Origin of the sequence: Bradyrhizobium sp. (genome assembly GCF_017881085.1) — a bacterium.
In the GTDB taxonomy this organism is placed as follows: Bacteria; Pseudomonadota; Alphaproteobacteria; order Rhizobiales; family Xanthobacteraceae; genus Bradyrhizobium.
This window is the reverse complement of record NZ_JADGRI010000089.1, coordinates 1-16,817: the sequence shown is the minus strand read 5'-3', so window position 1 is coordinate 16,817 and position 16,817 is coordinate 1. Positions and strand designations below refer to the sequence as shown.

Annotated in this window: 20 protein-coding genes; 4 read left to right on the top strand and 16 right to left on the bottom strand. The window is 63.6% G+C overall.

All coding sequences use genetic code 11. The features are described from left to right. The 3 genes from QZ213_RS11155 to QZ213_RS11145 form a co-directional block, all read right to left on the bottom strand. Positions 1-530, bottom strand: a 530-nt coding sequence (locus QZ213_RS11155; protein ID WP_291686124.1) for a biotin/lipoyl-binding protein, incomplete at its 3' end; no start/stop codon positions are given. A gap of 266 nt (positions 531-796) precedes the next feature. Beyond that, the gene (locus QZ213_RS11150) at positions 797-1,201 is read right to left on the bottom strand and encodes a hypothetical protein (RefSeq protein ID WP_291686123.1); all 405 of its coding nucleotides are present in this window, start codon (positions 1,199-1,201) and stop codon (positions 797-799) included. Between the two features lie 113 nt (positions 1,202-1,314). Continuing rightward, entirely contained in the window at positions 1,315-1,833 is a 519-nt protein-coding gene (locus QZ213_RS11145; RefSeq protein ID WP_291686122.1) for an isoprenylcysteine carboxylmethyltransferase family protein, read from the bottom strand. A gap of 101 nt (positions 1,834-1,934) precedes the next feature. Between QZ213_RS11145 and QZ213_RS11140 the strand changes: the two genes are divergently transcribed. Beyond that, positions 1,935-2,534, top strand: a complete 600-nt coding sequence (locus tag QZ213_RS11140) for a TetR/AcrR family transcriptional regulator (RefSeq protein WP_291686121.1) — start codon at positions 1,935-1,937, stop codon at positions 2,532-2,534. 30 nt (positions 2,535-2,564) lie between these two features. Here the strand turns inward: QZ213_RS11140 and QZ213_RS11135 are convergent, their stop codons facing one another. Beyond that, positions 2,565-3,899, bottom strand: a complete 1,335-nt coding sequence (locus tag QZ213_RS11135) for an MFS transporter (RefSeq protein ID WP_291686120.1) — start codon at positions 3,897-3,899, stop codon at positions 2,565-2,567. 250 nt (positions 3,900-4,149) lie between these two features. Between QZ213_RS11135 and QZ213_RS11130 the strand changes: the two genes are divergently transcribed. Further along, positions 4,150-4,533, top strand: a complete 384-nt coding sequence (locus tag QZ213_RS11130) for a DUF2809 domain-containing protein (RefSeq protein ID WP_291686119.1) — start codon at positions 4,150-4,152, stop codon at positions 4,531-4,533. A gap of 8 nt (positions 4,534-4,541) precedes the next feature. On the opposite strand, the gene QZ213_RS11125 is transcribed toward QZ213_RS11130, so the two are convergent. The 6 genes from QZ213_RS11125 to QZ213_RS11100 all read right to left on the bottom strand — a co-directional run bounded on the left by QZ213_RS11125 (position 4,542) and on the right by QZ213_RS11100 (position 9,438). Further along, positions 4,542-4,694: a hypothetical protein gene (locus QZ213_RS11125; protein WP_291686118.1), complete on the bottom strand. Its 153-nt coding sequence runs from the start codon at positions 4,692-4,694 to the stop codon at positions 4,542-4,544. Positions 4,695-4,758: 64 nt separating this feature from the next. Continuing rightward, complete coding sequence (locus QZ213_RS11120) at positions 4,759-5,907, bottom strand: crosslink repair DNA glycosylase YcaQ family protein (RefSeq protein ID WP_291686117.1); 1,149 nt, start codon at positions 5,905-5,907, stop codon at positions 4,759-4,761. Positions 5,908-5,948: 41 nt separating this feature from the next. Beyond that, a complete protein-coding gene (locus tag QZ213_RS11115; RefSeq protein ID WP_291686116.1) occupies positions 5,949-7,049 on the bottom strand; it encodes a hypothetical protein in 1,101 nt (366 codons plus the stop codon). 94 nt (positions 7,050-7,143) lie between these two features. Then, positions 7,144-7,404 (bottom strand): hypothetical protein, encoded by a 261-nt coding sequence (locus tag QZ213_RS11110; protein WP_291686115.1) that lies wholly within the window; start codon positions 7,402-7,404, stop codon positions 7,144-7,146. A gap of 123 nt (positions 7,405-7,527) precedes the next feature. Beyond that, the gene (locus QZ213_RS27175; protein ID WP_365885059.1) at positions 7,528-7,896 is read right to left on the bottom strand and encodes a hypothetical protein; all 369 of its coding nucleotides are present in this window, start codon (positions 7,894-7,896) and stop codon (positions 7,528-7,530) included. A 144-nt stretch (positions 7,897-8,040) separates the two neighbouring features. Further along, positions 8,041-9,438: a caspase family protein gene (locus tag QZ213_RS11100; RefSeq protein ID WP_291686114.1), complete on the bottom strand. Its 1,398-nt coding sequence runs from the start codon at positions 9,436-9,438 to the stop codon at positions 8,041-8,043. A 353-nt stretch (positions 9,439-9,791) separates the two neighbouring features. Here QZ213_RS11100 and QZ213_RS11095 point away from each other — a divergent pair, with 353 nt between their 5' ends. Continuing rightward, complete coding sequence (locus QZ213_RS11095) at positions 9,792-10,433, top strand: OmpA family protein (protein WP_291686113.1); 642 nt, start codon at positions 9,792-9,794, stop codon at positions 10,431-10,433. Between the two features lie 411 nt (positions 10,434-10,844). Here the strand turns inward: QZ213_RS11095 and QZ213_RS11090 are convergent, their stop codons facing one another. Beyond that, positions 10,845-12,443 carry a response regulator gene (locus QZ213_RS11090; RefSeq protein WP_291686112.1) on the bottom strand — a complete coding sequence of 533 codons (1,599 nt, stop codon included), beginning with the start codon at positions 12,441-12,443 and terminating at the stop codon, positions 10,845-10,847. Between the two features lie 130 nt (positions 12,444-12,573). After that, positions 12,574-13,869 (bottom strand): phospholipid carrier-dependent glycosyltransferase, encoded by a 1,296-nt coding sequence (locus tag QZ213_RS11085; RefSeq protein ID WP_291686111.1) that lies wholly within the window; start codon positions 13,867-13,869, stop codon positions 12,574-12,576. A 58-nt stretch (positions 13,870-13,927) separates the two neighbouring features. Here QZ213_RS11085 and QZ213_RS11080 point away from each other — a divergent pair, with 58 nt between their 5' ends. Then, positions 13,928-14,101, top strand: a complete 174-nt coding sequence (locus QZ213_RS11080) for a hypothetical protein (protein WP_291686126.1) — start codon at positions 13,928-13,930, stop codon at positions 14,099-14,101. A gap of 36 nt (positions 14,102-14,137) precedes the next feature. Here the strand turns inward: QZ213_RS11080 and QZ213_RS11075 are convergent, their stop codons facing one another. From QZ213_RS11075 to QZ213_RS11060, 4 genes are all read right to left on the bottom strand, one after another. Next, positions 14,138-14,626: a VOC family protein gene (locus tag QZ213_RS11075; RefSeq protein WP_291686110.1), complete on the bottom strand. Its 489-nt coding sequence runs from the start codon at positions 14,624-14,626 to the stop codon at positions 14,138-14,140. A gap of 27 nt (positions 14,627-14,653) precedes the next feature. Then, positions 14,654-15,079, bottom strand: coding sequence for a VOC family protein (locus QZ213_RS11070; protein ID WP_291686109.1), 426 nt, complete (start codon positions 15,077-15,079; stop codon positions 14,654-14,656). A 154-nt stretch (positions 15,080-15,233) separates the two neighbouring features. Further along, positions 15,234-16,250 (bottom strand): alpha/beta hydrolase, encoded by a 1,017-nt coding sequence (locus tag QZ213_RS11065; RefSeq protein WP_291686108.1) that lies wholly within the window; start codon positions 16,248-16,250, stop codon positions 15,234-15,236. 120 nt (positions 16,251-16,370) lie between these two features. Then, positions 16,371-16,817: cupin domain-containing protein (locus QZ213_RS11060; protein ID WP_291686107.1), on the bottom strand; the 447-nt coding region annotated here is incomplete at its 5' end.

Sequence of the window (16,817 nt, the reverse complement as noted above, 5' to 3'; positions counted from 1 at the left end):
GCGTAAGACAGCGAGTTGTTGGTGAGTTCGACCGAGCGCTGGGCGCGGTTGAGCCGCGCGCGCGCTTCGTCGGCGGTGGCTCGGGCCTGATCCATCTGCGCGTCGGTCGCCCAGCCCTTGACGCGCAATTCCTTGGCGCGGGTCTCGGAGGCGGCGGCCTGCGCCAGCACGCCGGTGGCGGCGCGCAATTCGGCCTCGGCCTGTTCGGCCTGCAGCTTCAGATCGACCTCATCGAGGGTGGCCAGGGGCTGGCCGACCTCGACGGTCTGGCCGACTTCGACCAGGCGCTTTGCGACCTTCCCGGGGACCCGAAAACCCATGTCGGTCTCGATCCGGGGCTTGATGGTGCCGACAAAACTACGCTCCGGCGATTCGGCTTCGTAATGCACGGTGGCCACCAGAACCGGGCGAGTCGGGGTGGCCTTCTCGGCGACGTTGTCGTTGCAGCCGGCCAGCGCAACTGCCACAAGCGCGAGCGACGCACCAGCTAATAGACTGGAATAACTCGACAAAATGGAACTTACGATCATGACGGCTTCCCTCGTTACGCTTGCGAATGAGTGTCGATTGTCTTGTGACGAATGTCAATATTCGTCAGTGATCATGATTCCGTGAAACGCTGGGCTGGTTAAGGCGTCACGAATTTCCCGGGTGGTACCGGCCCCCGGCCGCCATTTCGTCCTCCTTCCGATGGAGGGGACGCAGCCGCGCGCCGCCCGCGCCTTCATCAGGCGGGGCGGCGGAAGGGTCTTGGAGGGATCGCGAAGTTCAGTATCTGAAATCGCCGCGCGCCCGCTCAGCTGCCCGAGCCGGTCTCGGCGGCGGTCGCGCGCGCCGAGCCGCCGGTGCGGAACACGATTGCCGTGAACAAGGTCATGCCGAGGAGTACGGTCAGTGCGCCGGCAACCACGACGGGCTCGAAGCGGTCCCGCCCGCCCAGCAGCACGCAGGCGATGCCGGCCGGAAACAGGATGGCACCTGCGATACTGATGAGCGCCTGATAGCGCGCGAGCCTGCTCGCTGCCGCCTGCGGGACCGCGCGATAATACAGCGCGGACAGAAACATTGTGACGAAGCCGAGCAGATTGAGGTGGGCGTGCGCCGGCATCAGCGAGAAGTCCTGCCGGATACCCATGAAGATGCCGAGGACCATGCCGATGAGGCCCAATGAGACGCTAACGCGAAAGAGCGACTTGATCATGATTTCCGTCCTTCGATCTTGTTCACGGAGGTGAGACGCGGTCCGAGGTCGCGCGAACGAGGATTGCCTGCAGCGGTCGAACGTCTCAGCCGGACACGACCGCCGCATCGCTCTCAGCGGGGCAAGTAGCGCGGGACGCCTGCCTTATAACGCCGATAGGCCTCGCCGAATTTCCGCTCGAGATAGCGCTCCTCGGGCCTGACCACGGCGAAGTGCAGAAACACCCAGCTCGGGACGATCAGCACCAACAGCCAGTCGAGCGCGAAAATGAGCGCGATCCCGCAAAGCGCCGCCAGGACCCCGACGTAAAGCGGATTTCGGGTCTGTTGAAACACGCCATCGGTCACCAGCGCGGTGGTCGGCTGCGACGGATTTACATTGGTGCCGTGACGCTGCAGCGCGCGCCTGCCGGCCGACGTCGTCAGCAAGCCCACGATGACGATGGCGGCGCCCAATCCGAACCGCCAGCCCTGATTGATCGCCGCTATCAGTCCGAGCGGCGCAAGCCACTGCAGCGCGAAGGCGATCGCGAGCGTGGCAAGCGGGATGACGGGCGGAAATATCATGACGTCAGGACGATCGGGGGCAGGCCCCGCGGCTCCGCTGATTTGCGACGGCAACACTTCAGACATTCGAGTTCTCCCACTTGTCTCCATTGGAGACATATAGGGAGGGCTTCGCTTCATCGTCAAGGGGTGATAGTTCTGCCCTGGAGATCAGCGGGGACGCCTGAATGGCAACGAAAGCGCCGCCGAAGCGCGATACGTTTCGACACGGAAACCTGCTGGAAGCCCTTGTCGATGCTGCGTTGGAGCGGCTTGAAGCGGAGGGCGTCGAGTCGATCAGCCTGCGCGATCTCGCGGCCGACGCCGGCGTCAATCATCGCGCCGTGTACCGGCATTTCCCGGACAAATTGTCGTTACTGGCGCTGGTGGCCGAACGGGGCTGGCGGCGGCTCGCGCAGCGACTGGAGAAATGCACCGCCCGCAAGGCGCCAGGCGAACCGACGCTGATCGCCGGCGGCGTCGGGTTTTTCCTGTTTGCGCGAGACAACCCGAATCTGTTTCACCTGATGGCCGGCGCGCGGCTCAATACCGGAGGTCAATTCCCGGATCTCGACGATGCCGTCGCCGCCGCGTTTCAAATCTTCGCCAAGGGATTCGCTGACATCGGCACCGCGCCCGACCTCCTGATCGAGCGGACAACCGTATTCGCGGCGGCGCTGCAGGGCGTCATCACGCAAATCCTGCACCGGCGGCTGCGGGTGGCGCCCGCGAAGGCCAAAGCGTTTGTCGCGGACGTATCGCGGATGCTGGTCAAGGGGATCGGATGAGTCTGAATTGAACGTACATGCGCGCCCGGGTTATTTCACCTGCTCCACGCTCGCGAATTCCGCCTTGGTGTCGTGGCCGCCGAGGAATACCAGCAAGCCGCCGATCAGCGGCAGCACCGCGAGCACCAGAAGGCCGGTCGAGGTCGAGCCGGTGGCTTCCTTGACCCAGCCGATCAGATACGGCCCGCCGAAGCCGGCGAGGTTGCCGATCGAATTGATCAGCGCGATCGCGCCGGCCGCCGCCGTGCCCGAGAGCCACGCGGTAGGCAGGGTCCAGAACACCGCGAAGGTACCGAAGATGCCGATCGCGGCCACGATCAGCGCGACCATGGTGACGTAGGGGTTATCCATGTAGCCGCAGACGGCGAGCGCTGCCGCGGTCAAGAGCAGCGGCGCGCCGACATGCATCACGCGCTCGCGGGTGGCATCGGAGTGCCGTGCCCACAGGATCATCGCGACGGTGCCGAACAGATACGGGACGGCCGTGATAAAACCGGTCTGCGCGTTGGTGAAGCCGAACGCCTTCACGATCTGCGGCAGCCAGAACTGCATGCCGTAGAGCGCTGCGACGAAACCGAAATAGATCAGGCTCAGCGTGATCACCTTGGGCGAACCCAACGCCTGCCCCAGCGTCAGATGCTGCGCCGCCTTCTTGGCGGCGATTTCGCTTTCGAGCCTGGAGGACAGCCAGGCCTTCTGCTCGGCCGTCAGCCAATCGGCCTTGGCGGGGCGGTCGGTGAGATAGAACCAGGTGACGATGCCGAGCAGCACCGAAGGGATGCCCTCGATGACGAACAGCCATTGCCAGCCTTTCAGTCCCATCGCGCCGTCGAGCCCGAGCAACAGGCCCGAGACCGGCGCGCCGATCACGGAAGAAACCGGGACGGCGATGGCAAAGGCGGCAAGGAAGCGCGCGCGGTATTCCGCCGGATACCAGTAGGTCAGATAGAGGATGATGCCCGGGAAAAATCCGGCTTCGGCGACGCCGAGCAGAAAGCGCAGCCCGTAAAAGCTCCAGACACCGCTGACCAGCGCCATCAATCCGGAGATGACGCCCCAGGTCACCATGATGCGCGCGATCCAGCGGCTGGCGCCGAATTTCTCCAGCGCGAGATTGCTCGGCACCTCGAAGAGGAAATAGCCGATGAAGAAGATGCCGGCGCCCCAGGCGAACACGATCGGTGAGAATTTCAACTCGGCGTTCATGGTCAGCGCGGCGAAGCCGAGATTGACCCGGTCGAGATAGGAAAAGAAATAGGCCACCACCAGGAACGGAATCAGGCGCCACGAGATCGCACGGATGGTGGAGGTCTCCAGTTCGCTTTTGGCGGCGCCGGGCGCGGCAAAGGTGGTGGCGGACGTCATCAGTTTTCTCCCCGAGTTTCTTCTTGGCAGCGGCAGGTTTGCGGGCGCGGTCTTAGCACCCTGGCCAGCAAATCACATAGCGGGATTCCTGGGGTTGCGATGCAGTTGCGGCATAGCCCTCTCCTCGCAAGACAGGCTAAACTACCGGACCGGCCGACCTTTGCTTGACTGCCCCTTCGCCAACCAGATGAAGCCGCCTTTCGGACGCGCGGGCGTCCGCGCAAAACCTGCTGACTGAGGCTCCTCCGTCATGATGATCGCCCGCGCCTGCCTCTGCGTCGCGATCATCGTCTGCGGCCTGGTCTTGCGCGGGCTGGGGCTCCGGCTGGGATTGCCGGCATTCGTCGTCAAGTACGGCGGCTCGGCGCTGTGGGGGGCGATGGTGTTCTTTCTGGTGGCGCTCGCCGCCTCACGCCTGTCGCGGCGGAGCATCGCGCTGATCTCAGCGGTAATCGCGCTCGCTGTGGAACTGTTCCGGCTGGTCCATACGCCCGCGCTCGATGCCTTTCGGCTAACGCTCGCGGGCGCGCTCTTGCTCGGCCGCATCTTCTCGCCGTGGGACATGCTTGCCTATGGCGTGGGGATCACGCTGGCGGTGGGGCTTGATCGTCTCGCGGAGCGGCTCTCCCCATAGCGCGTGCGTCAGCTCTCCATCAGGTCAGGGACGCGCTTCTTCGACTGCGGCGGATTTTCCGCCTCCTCCATCGCACGCTTCGAAGCTTCCTCGGCAATCCCGATGATTTCCTTCATCCGGGCTGCGATTCTCTCCAGGATCGATTTGTCGGTGGTGCTCATATCGCCTCCGAAATCTGGTTATTGAATCAACCTGTCCGGAGGCCGTCGGTTCCGCCGAAAAAACTCACTCCGCGAGTTGGAACCGCTCGAAGCGGTGCAATTCCTCCTCGATAGGGCGTTTGAGTTCCTTCCGCGCGCCGACCCAGTTCCATTTCTGCACCAGCAGTTTGCGGTTCTTGCGGTCGGTCTTGAGATCGAGCGCCGCGACGATGGCGTCGCCGACCAGCACCGGCAACGCGAAATAACCGAACACCCGCTTCTCCTTCGGCACATAGGCCTCGAAGCGATGCTCGTAATCGAAGAAAAGGTGCGTGCGCTTGCGCTGGATGATCAGCGGATCGAACGGCGACAGGATGTGGACCAGCCCGGAAGTCGCATCGTCGGCATTCTCCAGCGTCGCAGATTCCGCCCAGTGCTCCTGCTTGCCCGCGCCTTCCAGCGCGACCGGCACGAGCTCGCCGCGGCGCACCCGCGTCTCGATCAGCCGGCGAACCGGCGCCTTGCTCGGCGCGTCCAGATGGCAGATCGAATCGAGACTGACGACGCCTTGCGCGCGCAAGGCGCGGTCGAGCAGATAGGCGGTGGCCTCCCGCGCCGACGCCGGCTTCGGCGGCCTGTCCCAACCAAAATGCCGCGTCATCAGCTCATAGGTTTTCAGCATGCCGTTGCGCTCGCTGATGGTGAGCTCGCCGGTATAGAATGCCAGCTGCAGCGCCCGCTTCGACGGCTTGCGGCTGGCCCACAGATGCTCCTTGTCGACCAGCACGTCGTCGTCGATGTCGCGGATGGTCAGCGCGCCGCCCTGCCGGACCAGCCGCATGACCTTGCGCAGGTCAGCCGGCTTCACCGAAGCGAGCCATTTGTGGCCTTCGCGCTTGTGGCGCTTCATGGCGGGAAGGAAAAAGCGCAGGTCCTTGGTGGATACATAGGACAGCGCATGAGTCCAGTATTCGAACACGCTCTTGTCGACGCTCTGGGCCTGCCTCAGGTCGGCGCGGCGGTAGTCGGGAATCCGGCTCCAGAGGATATGGTGGTGGCTGCGCTCGATGACGTTGATGGTGTCGATCTGCACGTAACCCAGATGCTCCACCGCGGCCGCCGTCGCCTGTGGCCCGTCGCCGAACGGCGCGCGTGTGTCGAGCCGCTGGGCGCGCAGCCAGATCTGGCGGGCCTGGGCGTTGGTCAGGGGATGGAATTTATCGGCGCGGGGCATCGCGCGCAATTTAGCCGGATTCGCAGCCTTCGAAAGCCGCGTCAGCGTCCATTGCCCGGAAGCTCGAGCTTGTAGATGTCCTTGCCGATGGCAAAGGCGGTGACGCCGCCGTCGGCGCGCGGCACGAACCGGATCTTGTTGATGGAAAGCCCCATGTCCTGCGGCGTCCAGCTCTTGCCGCCGTCGCTCGTGGCGTAGCCGCCGGTCGATCCGCCGACCCAGCCCCGCTCCTCGTCGAGGAAGGCGACGCCGTAGGGAATCCAGTCCGCGTCATGGGTGACGGTCAGCCGTCGCCAGTGTTCGCCGCCATCCTCGGTCTTCACCACATAGCCGCGGGCTTCGCCTGCCGGCGCCCGATAGCTGATGATGGTGGCATAGCCTATCCGGGCGCTCGGAAAAGCCAGTTTCCAGTTGTTGTCGCCGGCCCGATCGCTGTCGAACACCGCGCGCCAGGACTTTCCGCCGTCGGTGGTTTTCAGGATCCGCGCATGGGCCTTGGCTTCCTCGGCCGCGCTGGCGCCGGCGATGAATCCGGTATCGGCATCGACAAAATGAATATCGAGGATCATCCCGGTGACAGCGCTCATGTCGCGGGCGCGAAAGCTGCGGCCTTCGTCGAAGGATTCCAGCATGCCGGCCGGGCCGCCGACCCGCCCTCCCGCGCGCACCGCCAGAACCTTGCCGTTCGCCTTCAACACGTCGATCGCGCAGACGCCCACGATCTGCCGGCCGGCGACCGGCTGGACCGCCGTCCAGTGCACGCCGCCATCATGGCTCACATAAAGCGGTTGCCGGTCGTTCACGCCGGGAAAATAGCCGGGGCCGATATTGCCGAGAAAGCCGGTCTGGCCGTCTGCGAATTCCAGCGCCCGAACATAGGTTCCCTGCTTGGTCCAGACCGCCGTCCACGCCTCGCCGCCGTCATCGGTGCGGTAGAGGCGGCCGGTGCCGTTGCCGTACCAGCCGGTCAGGGCGTCGGCGAAGGCCATCGCGTCCTGCTTGTTGTTCAGCGTGTAGGGTACCGTCGGCAGTTTGATCCAATGCTCGTCGGCGCGGGCCGGAACCGGCGCAACCAAAGCGAGGCCGAGTGCGAGAACCGCCTGGCCAAGCCGGCGCGCCAGCATCGAAATCTTCAATTTCAACTTTCCTGGCCTGTTCGAGGTCCGTGCAAAATACCAGCGCCAGTTTCCCGGAAGAAGCCGCACCGCCCGAAGGGCGGCACGGCATCCTAAGATACTACATTCCCGACTTCATCATGCTCATCTTCTGGGCCTTCATGTAATGCATGCAGGCACCGCGCATGTTGCCCTTGCTCATTTCCATATTGGTCATGCCCATCTCCTTGGACATGCCCATTTTGGCCGGGCCATCGGCCATGCCCATCATCATGGTGTTGGCCTTGGCCATGTTATCCCCGGTGCAGGCCATCATTGCCGCCGAGGCGGGCGTGAAAGCAAGAGCGGAGAACATGGCGGCCGTGATTAGAATCTTGTTCATGGGAACCTCGCTCAAAATAAAGCCAGCGTGTTGCTGGCTAGCGAGGTACGGATTCGTTTGCCGGACGTTTCCAGGAAGGGATAATTTTGCGTGCGCGAATGCAGCGCGGAACTCCGCGCCGGCTTACCGCTTCGGCGGCTGGCCGATGCTGCCCGTCGCGACCTCGGGCTCGCAGGAGGCCTTGCCGCGATCGGCGGCCTGGCATTTGTAGACATTGCCGGTCATCCGGTCGATCAGCCACACATTATCGTCATTCGGACTGTCCATGCCGATGAATCGGGTGCTGACAGCCGTAACCAGCGTCGACAGCAGGATCGCCGCCGCGATCATGGCGGCGCCAACCAATACCGGCATCGAGCTTCCTGAGCGATCCGGCATGGCCGGGCGATACCCTTGATACTCGCCATATCTCTTTGGTGACTGAAACAAGGCTCTGTTGCTTCGCTGTCTTTTTGTTCTTGCTGCGTTTTGTTTTTCTTCGCGCACGGACATCTTAGTGACGCATCTGGCCAATTTGTTGTCCGCACCTCGGCGCTGGCGCGATTTTGCAGTGGACAGCATCTGTTCAGGCAAAGAGGCGGCCCGCAGGCCACCGTTCTGTTCGTGATGTCCAGATTTCGGGCGAGAAGCGGAACTCTACCTCCGTCCGAACAATCCGCCCATCATACCGCCGAAGAACGCGCCGGGTCCGCCAGCCCCGCGGTAGTGGCGGCCGCCTCCGCCACCGTGGTGGCGGGAGTGGCGGACCGACTCGTCATCGCCGTCATCTGCGGAAGCAACCCTGGTGCCGGTGATTTCGGACTGCAGCGCCTTGAGCTGCAGCGCGTTGAGGAAGCCGGTCCTGGGATAACCGCGCGCAGCCTGCCAGCGCGAGATCACGGCGCGGGTCTGCTCGTCGAACTTGCCGGTGGCTCTGGTGTCGAAGCCCAGCGAGGTCAGCCGGCGCTGCACGTCGCGGCGCTGGCCCCGGTCGAAGCCGATCTGGTCTTCGGCGGTCTGGTCGGCTTGCTGGGTAAAGGTCAGGGGATCGATGCCGGTGGTCAGATTGCGGGTCGTCGTCGACGGGCCGTCCTGCAGCGAGGCAATGCGGGCCAGCGCCAGCGACTTGAACTGGCCGTTGGGATAGTTGGTCAGATAGGCGTTGAGTTCTTCCGGCTTGTTGGAGTCCTTGATGGAGCGCCAGAACTCGAGCTCGACTTCGGAAGTGGGGCCGGTGGCGGCGGCCGGCGTATTGGCAGCTTCCGCGTTTGCTTCGGCCGCACCCGCGACCGGATTGAGATAGACCGAGCCGATCAGGTTGGTGTGGCCCCAGGGTAATTGATTCTTGTTGGTCTCCTCATTGACCTGGGCGCGGACCTTGGTCATCGCCTGCTGGATCTCGACGCCGGGGGAAGCGATGTTGGCCATCAGCGCCCGGGTGAACGGGCTGTTGGTGCCGGTCTCGCCGTCGAGCGCGGTCTGGCCGGGGCCGGTGGCGAACGCGATCAGCGTGCCCTCGCCGGATTTCATCTCGGCAAGACCGGACTCCACCGAAACGCTGCGGGTGGCCTTGGCGGAACGGATCTTTGCGGCGAACGGGTTGTCGCGGCAGGCGTCGAGGAACACCAGCTTGACCTTGGCGTCGGCCATGGTCTGGTCGAGCGTGAGATCGACATTGATGGCGGCCCCCAGCTTGACGTCCATCTCGGACTTGAGGTCGGCGTCAACAGGCAACAGATAGTTGGTCCCGTTAACGGCGATGCCGTGGCCGGCATAGAAGAACAGCGCGACGTCCGCGCCCTCGGCCTTCTTGCCGAAGTCCAGGAGCCTCTCCGTCATCTTGTCGCGGGTGAGGTTGGTGCCCTCCACGACCTCGAAGCCGACATTGCGCAACAGCGCGGCCATCGACTTGGCGTCGATCGCGGGGTTCGGAAGCGGCGTCACATTCTTGTAGGCGCCGTTGCCGACCACAAAGGCGACGCGCTTGTCGGCCAGGGCCGCGTTGCCGCTGACGAGGAGTGCTGCGACTGACAGTGCTGCAATCAAGAAGCGCATGTTCATTCTCCACTGACCTGGTCCCGAAGGACCCATCCGTTGCGCCAATGTGATCCGGTCGCGGGCGGCGGACTGTGACCTGGATCACTTTGGGCAGGAGGCAGTCGAACCCATCAACGGGAGGCCGCGACGGGGGGTGCAACCCATCTGGGTGGCGTGTAACGCGGCCTGAGTCTGCCGGGCCCCCCTGGGGGCTTGGGCTTGGCGGACCAGCCCGAAGCTTTCAAAGCCTTCAAACGTGGCCATTTGCGCGCTCATGGCGCCATGTGACCCAAATCACATTCACGGCATCAAACCGGTCGTACCGTCGCTGCATCAAAACGCCATCAGGCGCGACCCACGAGGATACGACCATGACCAGCTTTCACAGACTTACCGCTGCTGCGGCGATGACACTGACCGCCGCGCTGTCGATGACGGCGGGCATCGCACTCGCCGGCGACAACAACGTCTCGGCGAACCAGATCGTCAACGCCTTGCAGCCGAAGCCGCTGACCCGCAGCCTTTCCGGCGCGCCGCAGGCCGATCCCGCCGTCAAGGCCAAGGAGATGAGTTTCGTCGCGACGCTGCAAAACCGGAAGACCCGGTCGCTCTCGCTCGGCGAGCGCGAGGAAATCGCGGAGATCGCCTCCACCAAGCCGAAGATCGATCTCGACATCCAGTTCGATTACAATTCCGCCGAGATCAGCAAGGCGTCGCTGCCTTCGGTGCAGGAACTCGGCAAGGCACTTTCAAACGCGAGCCTCAGGGGTTCGACCTTCGTCGTCGCCGGTCATACCGATGCGATCGGCAGCGAGGCCTACAACCAGGACCTCTCCGAGCGCCGCGCCGATACCATCAAGCGCTACCTCTCCGAGAAGTACGGCATCAACGGTACCGATCTCGTCACCGTCGGCTATGGCAAAAGCAAGCCGAAGGATCCGAACGCGCCGCTGGACCCTATCAACCGCCGCGTCGAGGTCGTCAACATGGATACCAAGACCGCGTCGAAGTGACGGGTGCACGCTTGTCGGCCTGACAAAGGGATGGTGCTCATGAAACCGCATTTCACCGGCTTCGCCGTCGCCGCGTTACTTGTGATCGGCACCACCGTCCCGGGCTTCGCCGAAGACGCCGCCGCGCCCACCGCGCAAACTCCGGCGGCCCCCCAACCGAGGCGCCGCCGCCGAGCCTGCCACGACCATCGATTGTGCCGAAAGTCGCGGAGCCCGCGTCGGCGCCGGCCGCAGCCGAACCCGCCCCCCGTCACCGGCACACCGCGCATCGTCACTGGCGGCGCTACAGTAGCGATCGCACCGCCTATTGGGAGCCGTTCCCGATTTACTGGCCGCATTTGTATCGCAACCGTATCCACTGGAACCGGATACCCTGGCGCATCAATTTCTGAAGCCGCTGCCGCTTCCCGTCTACGGCTTGTCCAGAATGTCCCTGATCTTTGCCGCCAGCATCATTTGGGTCAGCGGCTTCTGCAGCAGCGCTACGCCGGGATCGAGCCGGCCCTGATGCACGATGGCGTTGCGCGAATAGCCGGTCATGAAAAGCACGCGGACGCCCGGCTGGCGCTTGTTCAGTTCGTCGGCAAGCTGGCGGCCGTTGATACCCGGCATCACGATGTCGGTCAGCAGCAGATCGACCCGGAACGGATCGGCCTCGAACAGCGCCAGCGCGGCCGCACCGTCGGGCGCCTCGTGGACATGGTAGTTCAGATCCTGCAGCGTTTCCACCAGATACGATCTGACGTCGGCTTCATCCTCCACCACCAGAATAGTTTCGCTGCCGAGGCTGCCGACCACCGGCGCGTCGGTTGGCCTTTCGGCGCTGGGGACGACATGCGCGCGCGGCAGATAGATCTTGATGGACGTGCCTTCGCCGACCTCGCTGTAGATTTTGACATGGCCACCGGATTGTTTGACGAAGCCATACACCTGGCTCAATCCAAGGCCGGTGCCCTGCCCCGGCTGCTTGGTGGTGAAAAACGGATCGAAGGCGCGCTCCTGCACCTCGCGGGACATGCCCGCACCGGTGTCGCTGACGGAGATCTGGACATATTGCCCAACCGGAATGTCGGCGTTCTGCTGCGAGTAGCTCTCGTCGATGAAGGCGTTCGAGGTCTCGATCGTCAACTTGCCTGCGTCGGCCATGGCGTCCTTGGCATTGACCACCAGATTGAGGATCGCAGCTTCCATCTGTCCGGGGTCGACCTCGACCTGCCAGAGGCCGGCGCCACCGACGATTTCGAGATCGATCGTCTCGCCCAACGTCCGTCTGAAAAAATCCGACATGCCGGCGAGCAGTTGATTGACGTTGGTCAGACTGGGATCGAGCGGCTGCCGCCGCGCAAAGGCGAGCAGCCGCTGCGTCAGCGTCGCCGCGCGCTGCGCGCCGTTGGCGGCATTGGCGATGACGCGGGTCAAACGCTCCCGCGTGACGTCGCCCCAGGCGTTAACGCTGCGTTCGGCGATCTCGAGATTGCCGCTGATGATGGTGAGCAGATTGTTGAAGTCGTGGGCGACCCCGCCGGTCAGCTGCCCGATTGCTTCCATCTTTTGCGACTGGCGCAGCATGTCTTCGGCTTCGCGCCGGTGTATGCCTTCCTGGACCAGGGCCGCTTCGGCCGCGCGAAGCTGCGAGGGCGACGGCAGCGCCAGCATTTTCGGCAGCAGCGGCCACAGGATCGCGGCCGTAATGATCGACGCCACGGCGGTCAGCGCCTTGATAATCCCCTCGATGCCGTAGACCGGCACCCACAGCGTGACGATCGACAGCACATGGGTGAAGCCGCAGGCCATGATGAAGATCGCAAAGGCCCAGAAGATCCAGCCGAAATCGACATCACGCCGCTTCGACACGAAGAGGGAAAGCGCGACCGGTATGGAGAAATAGGCCGCCGCGATCACCGCGTCCGAGGCGACATGGAGCCAGATCAGTTCGGGTTCCCACAACAGGCAAATGCCATGGGGAGACAATGTCGAGGAATCGAGCAATCGTTCGAAGAAGGCCAACATGCTTTTTTTCCAAAATCCAGCCCGGGCGATCGAAATGCGCGTCGAACCAAGTTGACGGGCATGGCATAGGCCGTCAAGGGATGCGGACGCGGCAACAGGCCGGAATCAAAATGGAACTTCGACTGCGTCCTTATATCCAGCTCTGGAACAGCATCAGCCGGTTGAACGTCGCCATCGACGTTCCGACAAAGGCGGCCGAGACCGGCAGCATCAACGCAAAGCCCGCGAATGCAAACGCGACGAAGGCCCAGAGCAGCCAACGCGGACTATCGCCGCGCCTGAATGAATAGACCAGCGCGAGCGAAGCAATGGTTGCGGCCGGCAGATAATAATACAGGAAGCCGAGCGTCCGCGGCAGCATCGCCCAGGCGAGCCAGGTCCCGAAGTAGAACGACAGGATCAGGAAGGCATCCCGCCGGCGCGTCACGATCCAGTCGCGCAGGCAGATGCCGAGCGCCGGCAGCGCCGGCCACAGCAGCAGGGGATTGCCGAGGAACACCACGGCCGCGACCTTGTCGTCGCCTATCTTTTCGAAGAGATACCAGACCGGCCGCGCCAGAAACGGCCAGCTCGGCCACGAACTCATATAGGTGTGCCCCGCGATCGCGGTCGTGGTGTTGTCGCCGAAGATCCGGCCCTGCGCTTCCCAGATGTCGGGAACCGACAGCCCGTAAAGCGGAACGAAGGTCGAAAAATAAGCGATCGCCGGGATAAGCACGAAGCACGCGGCGAAATGATGAAATCTGAAACCGGGCCACAGGTCCGGCCGGTACCAGTCCGAGTCATTGCCGTCGCCGAACTGCGTGCGCCAGCTTTGCATCAGGCGGATCACAGCCACGATGACGATCGAGACGGCAAGCGCGAACAATCCGCTCCATTTGCACGCGGCCGAGAGGCCGAAGCCGATTCCGGCGAGCGCGAACCATGGCTGCGGGCGCGTTTTGCGGAAACCCTGCAGGAACGCCGCGATCGCGAACAGAGTGAAGGCGAGTGAAAAAATATCCAGCATCGCGATCCGCGACTGCACGAACAGCATCTGGTTGAAAAAGGCGAGCAACGCCGACGCGATCGCCGGCCCCTGCGCCGCGAACAGCGCGAGCCCGCAGAAATACATCGCCACGATCGCCAGCGAGCCGAACAAAACGCCTGGATAGCGCCAGCCCAGCGGCTCATCCCCGAAGGCGCGAATCGACAGCGCGATCAGCTGTTTTGCCAGTGGCGGATGCATCGGATTGAGCATCGGTTGTGGCATCACCGGCTCCAGCATCTGGCGCGCTGCCGGCACGTAATGCACTTCGTCGAAGTAGAATTTTTCCGGTGTGGTGACGCCGACCAAAAGGGCGAAATGCGCGGCGAGAAACAGGACGATGGCGATGATGGCGGTCCGCGCCGTCGAAATACAGGTGACAGAAGGTGATTGGCGCACGAAGTTTCACAGATCGATGGTGTTGCAAGCCAATCGAGTGTGGGCGGACAAAAGCCTCATGTCCATCGCTTTGAACGCGATGCAGATTCGGCTCGTCAGGCGCGCCTTGTGGCCAATCGGCGGCCGGCTCGGCTTCCGCATCGCCAAGGGCTGGCTCGCCGACCTCTTCGCCAACGGCACCCTCGGGCCCGCACCGGTCGGCAACACCACGGCGGCGTCGGGTTGCGCGTGAACTATTAGCGCAACCCGTCCTGCGACCTCACGGCGCCTACGCCGCCGACTGGCCCTCATAGGCCCTCTTCAGGCCGGAGATATCGAGCTTGACCATCTGCAGCATGGCAGCCATCGCCCGCTTCGCACCGGCGGTATCCGAACCGCCGAGATATTGCACCAGCGCGGTCGGTACGATCTGCCAGGACACGCCGTAACGATCCCTAAGCCAGCCGCAGCGTTCGGCCTGACCGCCATTGGCCAGCAATGCGTCCCACAAGTGATCGACTTCGGCCTGATCAGCGCAGTCGATGTTGAAGGAGATCGCATGGGTGTATTCGAACCGCATGCCGCCGTTCAGCGCCATGAAGCGCTGGCCGGCCAGCGTGAACTCCACCACCAGTACCGAGCCGGCCTTGCCGGCCGGGCCGTCGACCGTGTTCTTCTGCACCTTCTCGATCCTCGAATCGGGCAGCAGAGAAACATAGAATTTAGCGGCCTCCTCGGCCTCGCCGTCGAACCACAGGCAGGGGGAAATTTTTGACATCGGTGTACTCCGTTTCGCGCGTTTCGATCAGGCAGCGACCGTCTGCGCCGCCGACGCGGCCGCAACGTCCATCCACATCACTTCCCAGATGTGGCCGTCGGGATCCTCGAAGCTGCGGCCATACATGAAGCCGTAATCCTGCTTTGGAGCCGGATCAATCACGCCGCCGCCCGCCTCGGCATTGCCCACCATGTCGTCGACGGCGACGCGGCTGTCGGCGGAAATGCAGATCAGGACCTCGCTCGAAGTTCTGGCATCGGCGATCTTCTTCGGCGTGAACTGGCGGAATTTTTCGTGGGTCAGCAGCATGACGTGGATGGTCTCTGAAACCACCATGCAGGACGCGGTCCCATCGCTGAATTGGGTGTTCTTATCGGCGCCGATCGCCTGATAAAAGGCAGTGGCGCGGGCAAGATCGCTGACCGGCAGATTGACGAAGATCATTTTGGCCATACAGAGCTCCTTTTGGCGTGTTGTGGCCGAAGGACGAACGGGCGGACGACAATCCGACACGGGATCTGGATTTTTTTGGTGAGGCAAATTGACCCAATTTCGTCATGGCCAGGCATGGCCCAGCTATGGCGGCCAGGCGAAAGTTCGCTTCGGATTACGTTGCGATCGGGGTCGGCATGGTGAGGAAGGCCCGCGTCACGTGCCAGAACAATTGCCGGTTGGTGGCGAGCGTGACCGAATGCGCCGTGCCCGGCAGGATCACGAACTGGCGATCGCCGTTCGGCAGGAGATTAAAGAATTCCTCGAGATCGGCGACGGTGGCGATCCCGTCATATTCGCCGCGCACCAGGAGCACCGGCGACAGCACCTTCTCGGGCTTCACCACCGGCAGGTTGGCGGTCATGTCGAGATAGGTGCCGGTCGGCACCTGGTCGCCGAATTGCATTTCTGCATCCGCCAGCGCCTCGACCGCGGTGACTTCGCTGGTGCCGGGCTTGTCGCGGGTGGCGATCGAGCGGATCATGTCGCGGTCGCGCTTGCGCATGTTGTGCGAGCGATAATAAGCGAGCTGCTCGGCGCGCTTTGTCAGGGTCGGCGATCCCTCGCCCTTGTAGGTGAAGGCGGCGAACACGAGGCGGTCGGCGCGCTCGGGCTGCGCCATCGCGTAAGCGCCGGCGCGCAGCGCTCCGGAGGACTCCCCGAGGAAGTGGAATTTTGGCCGGCCGGTTTCGCGGATGACGACTTCCGCCGCCGCCTTCAGATCCTCGACCCCGCTGGCGATGTCGGCGTTGCCGGACGTGCGTCCCGACTTGCCGTAGTTCTCGTGATCCATGGTCCAGCAGTCGAAGCCGTAGCGGGCGAATTCGTTCATGACCGAATATTCGCCGTGGCCGGGCACGTTGAGATCGAACACCCGCGAGGAAACCGACGAGCCGTGCACGAAAAAGATCACCGGCCGCGACGGCTCGCCGGGTTTCGGTGCCCCCACCCGCTTGCGATAGATCCACAGCGGCACGTCGCCCTTCTTCGCCCAGTATTCGCTGCTCCAGATTTCGCTGCCGTCCACGGTGGCGGCAGCCGCGTCCTGCGCCGGCAAGGCGCCGGCGACGAGACCGATCCCCGCACCCTTGATGACCGCGCGTCGCGGCAAGAGCCGATCGAAGTTCGCCATGCGTCCCTCCCTTTCTTCATTCCGGGGCGCACGCGAAGCGGGCGGCCCGGAATCTCGAGATCCCCGATGCGCAATTGCACATCCGAGGTTCGCGCTAACACGCGCCCCGGGATGACTTCGTCATTTGGTTTCCGCGGGATCGCGGTGCACGGGATCGACCCACAGCACCGTCTCCGGTTTCTCCACCGGCTCGATGTCAAGATTGATCGCGACCGCCTGGCCATCGCTGCGCACCAGCACGCATTCCAGCACCTCGTCACGGCTGGCGTTGATCTCCTGATGCGGCACGTAAGGCGGGACAAAGATGAAATCGCCGGGCCCCGCTTCCGCGGTGAATTGCAGCTGCTCGCCCCAGCGCATCCGTGCGTTGCCCTTCACGACATAGATGATGCTTTCGAGGTGACCGTGATGATGCGCGCCGGTCTTGGCGTCGGGCTTGATGGTCACGGTGCCGGCCCACAGCTTCTGCGCGCCGGCGCGGGCGAAGTTGATCGCGGCCTTGCGGTCCATCCCGGGCGTCGAGGGCACGTTGGGATCGAGCTGGTTGCCGGGAATGACGCGAACGCC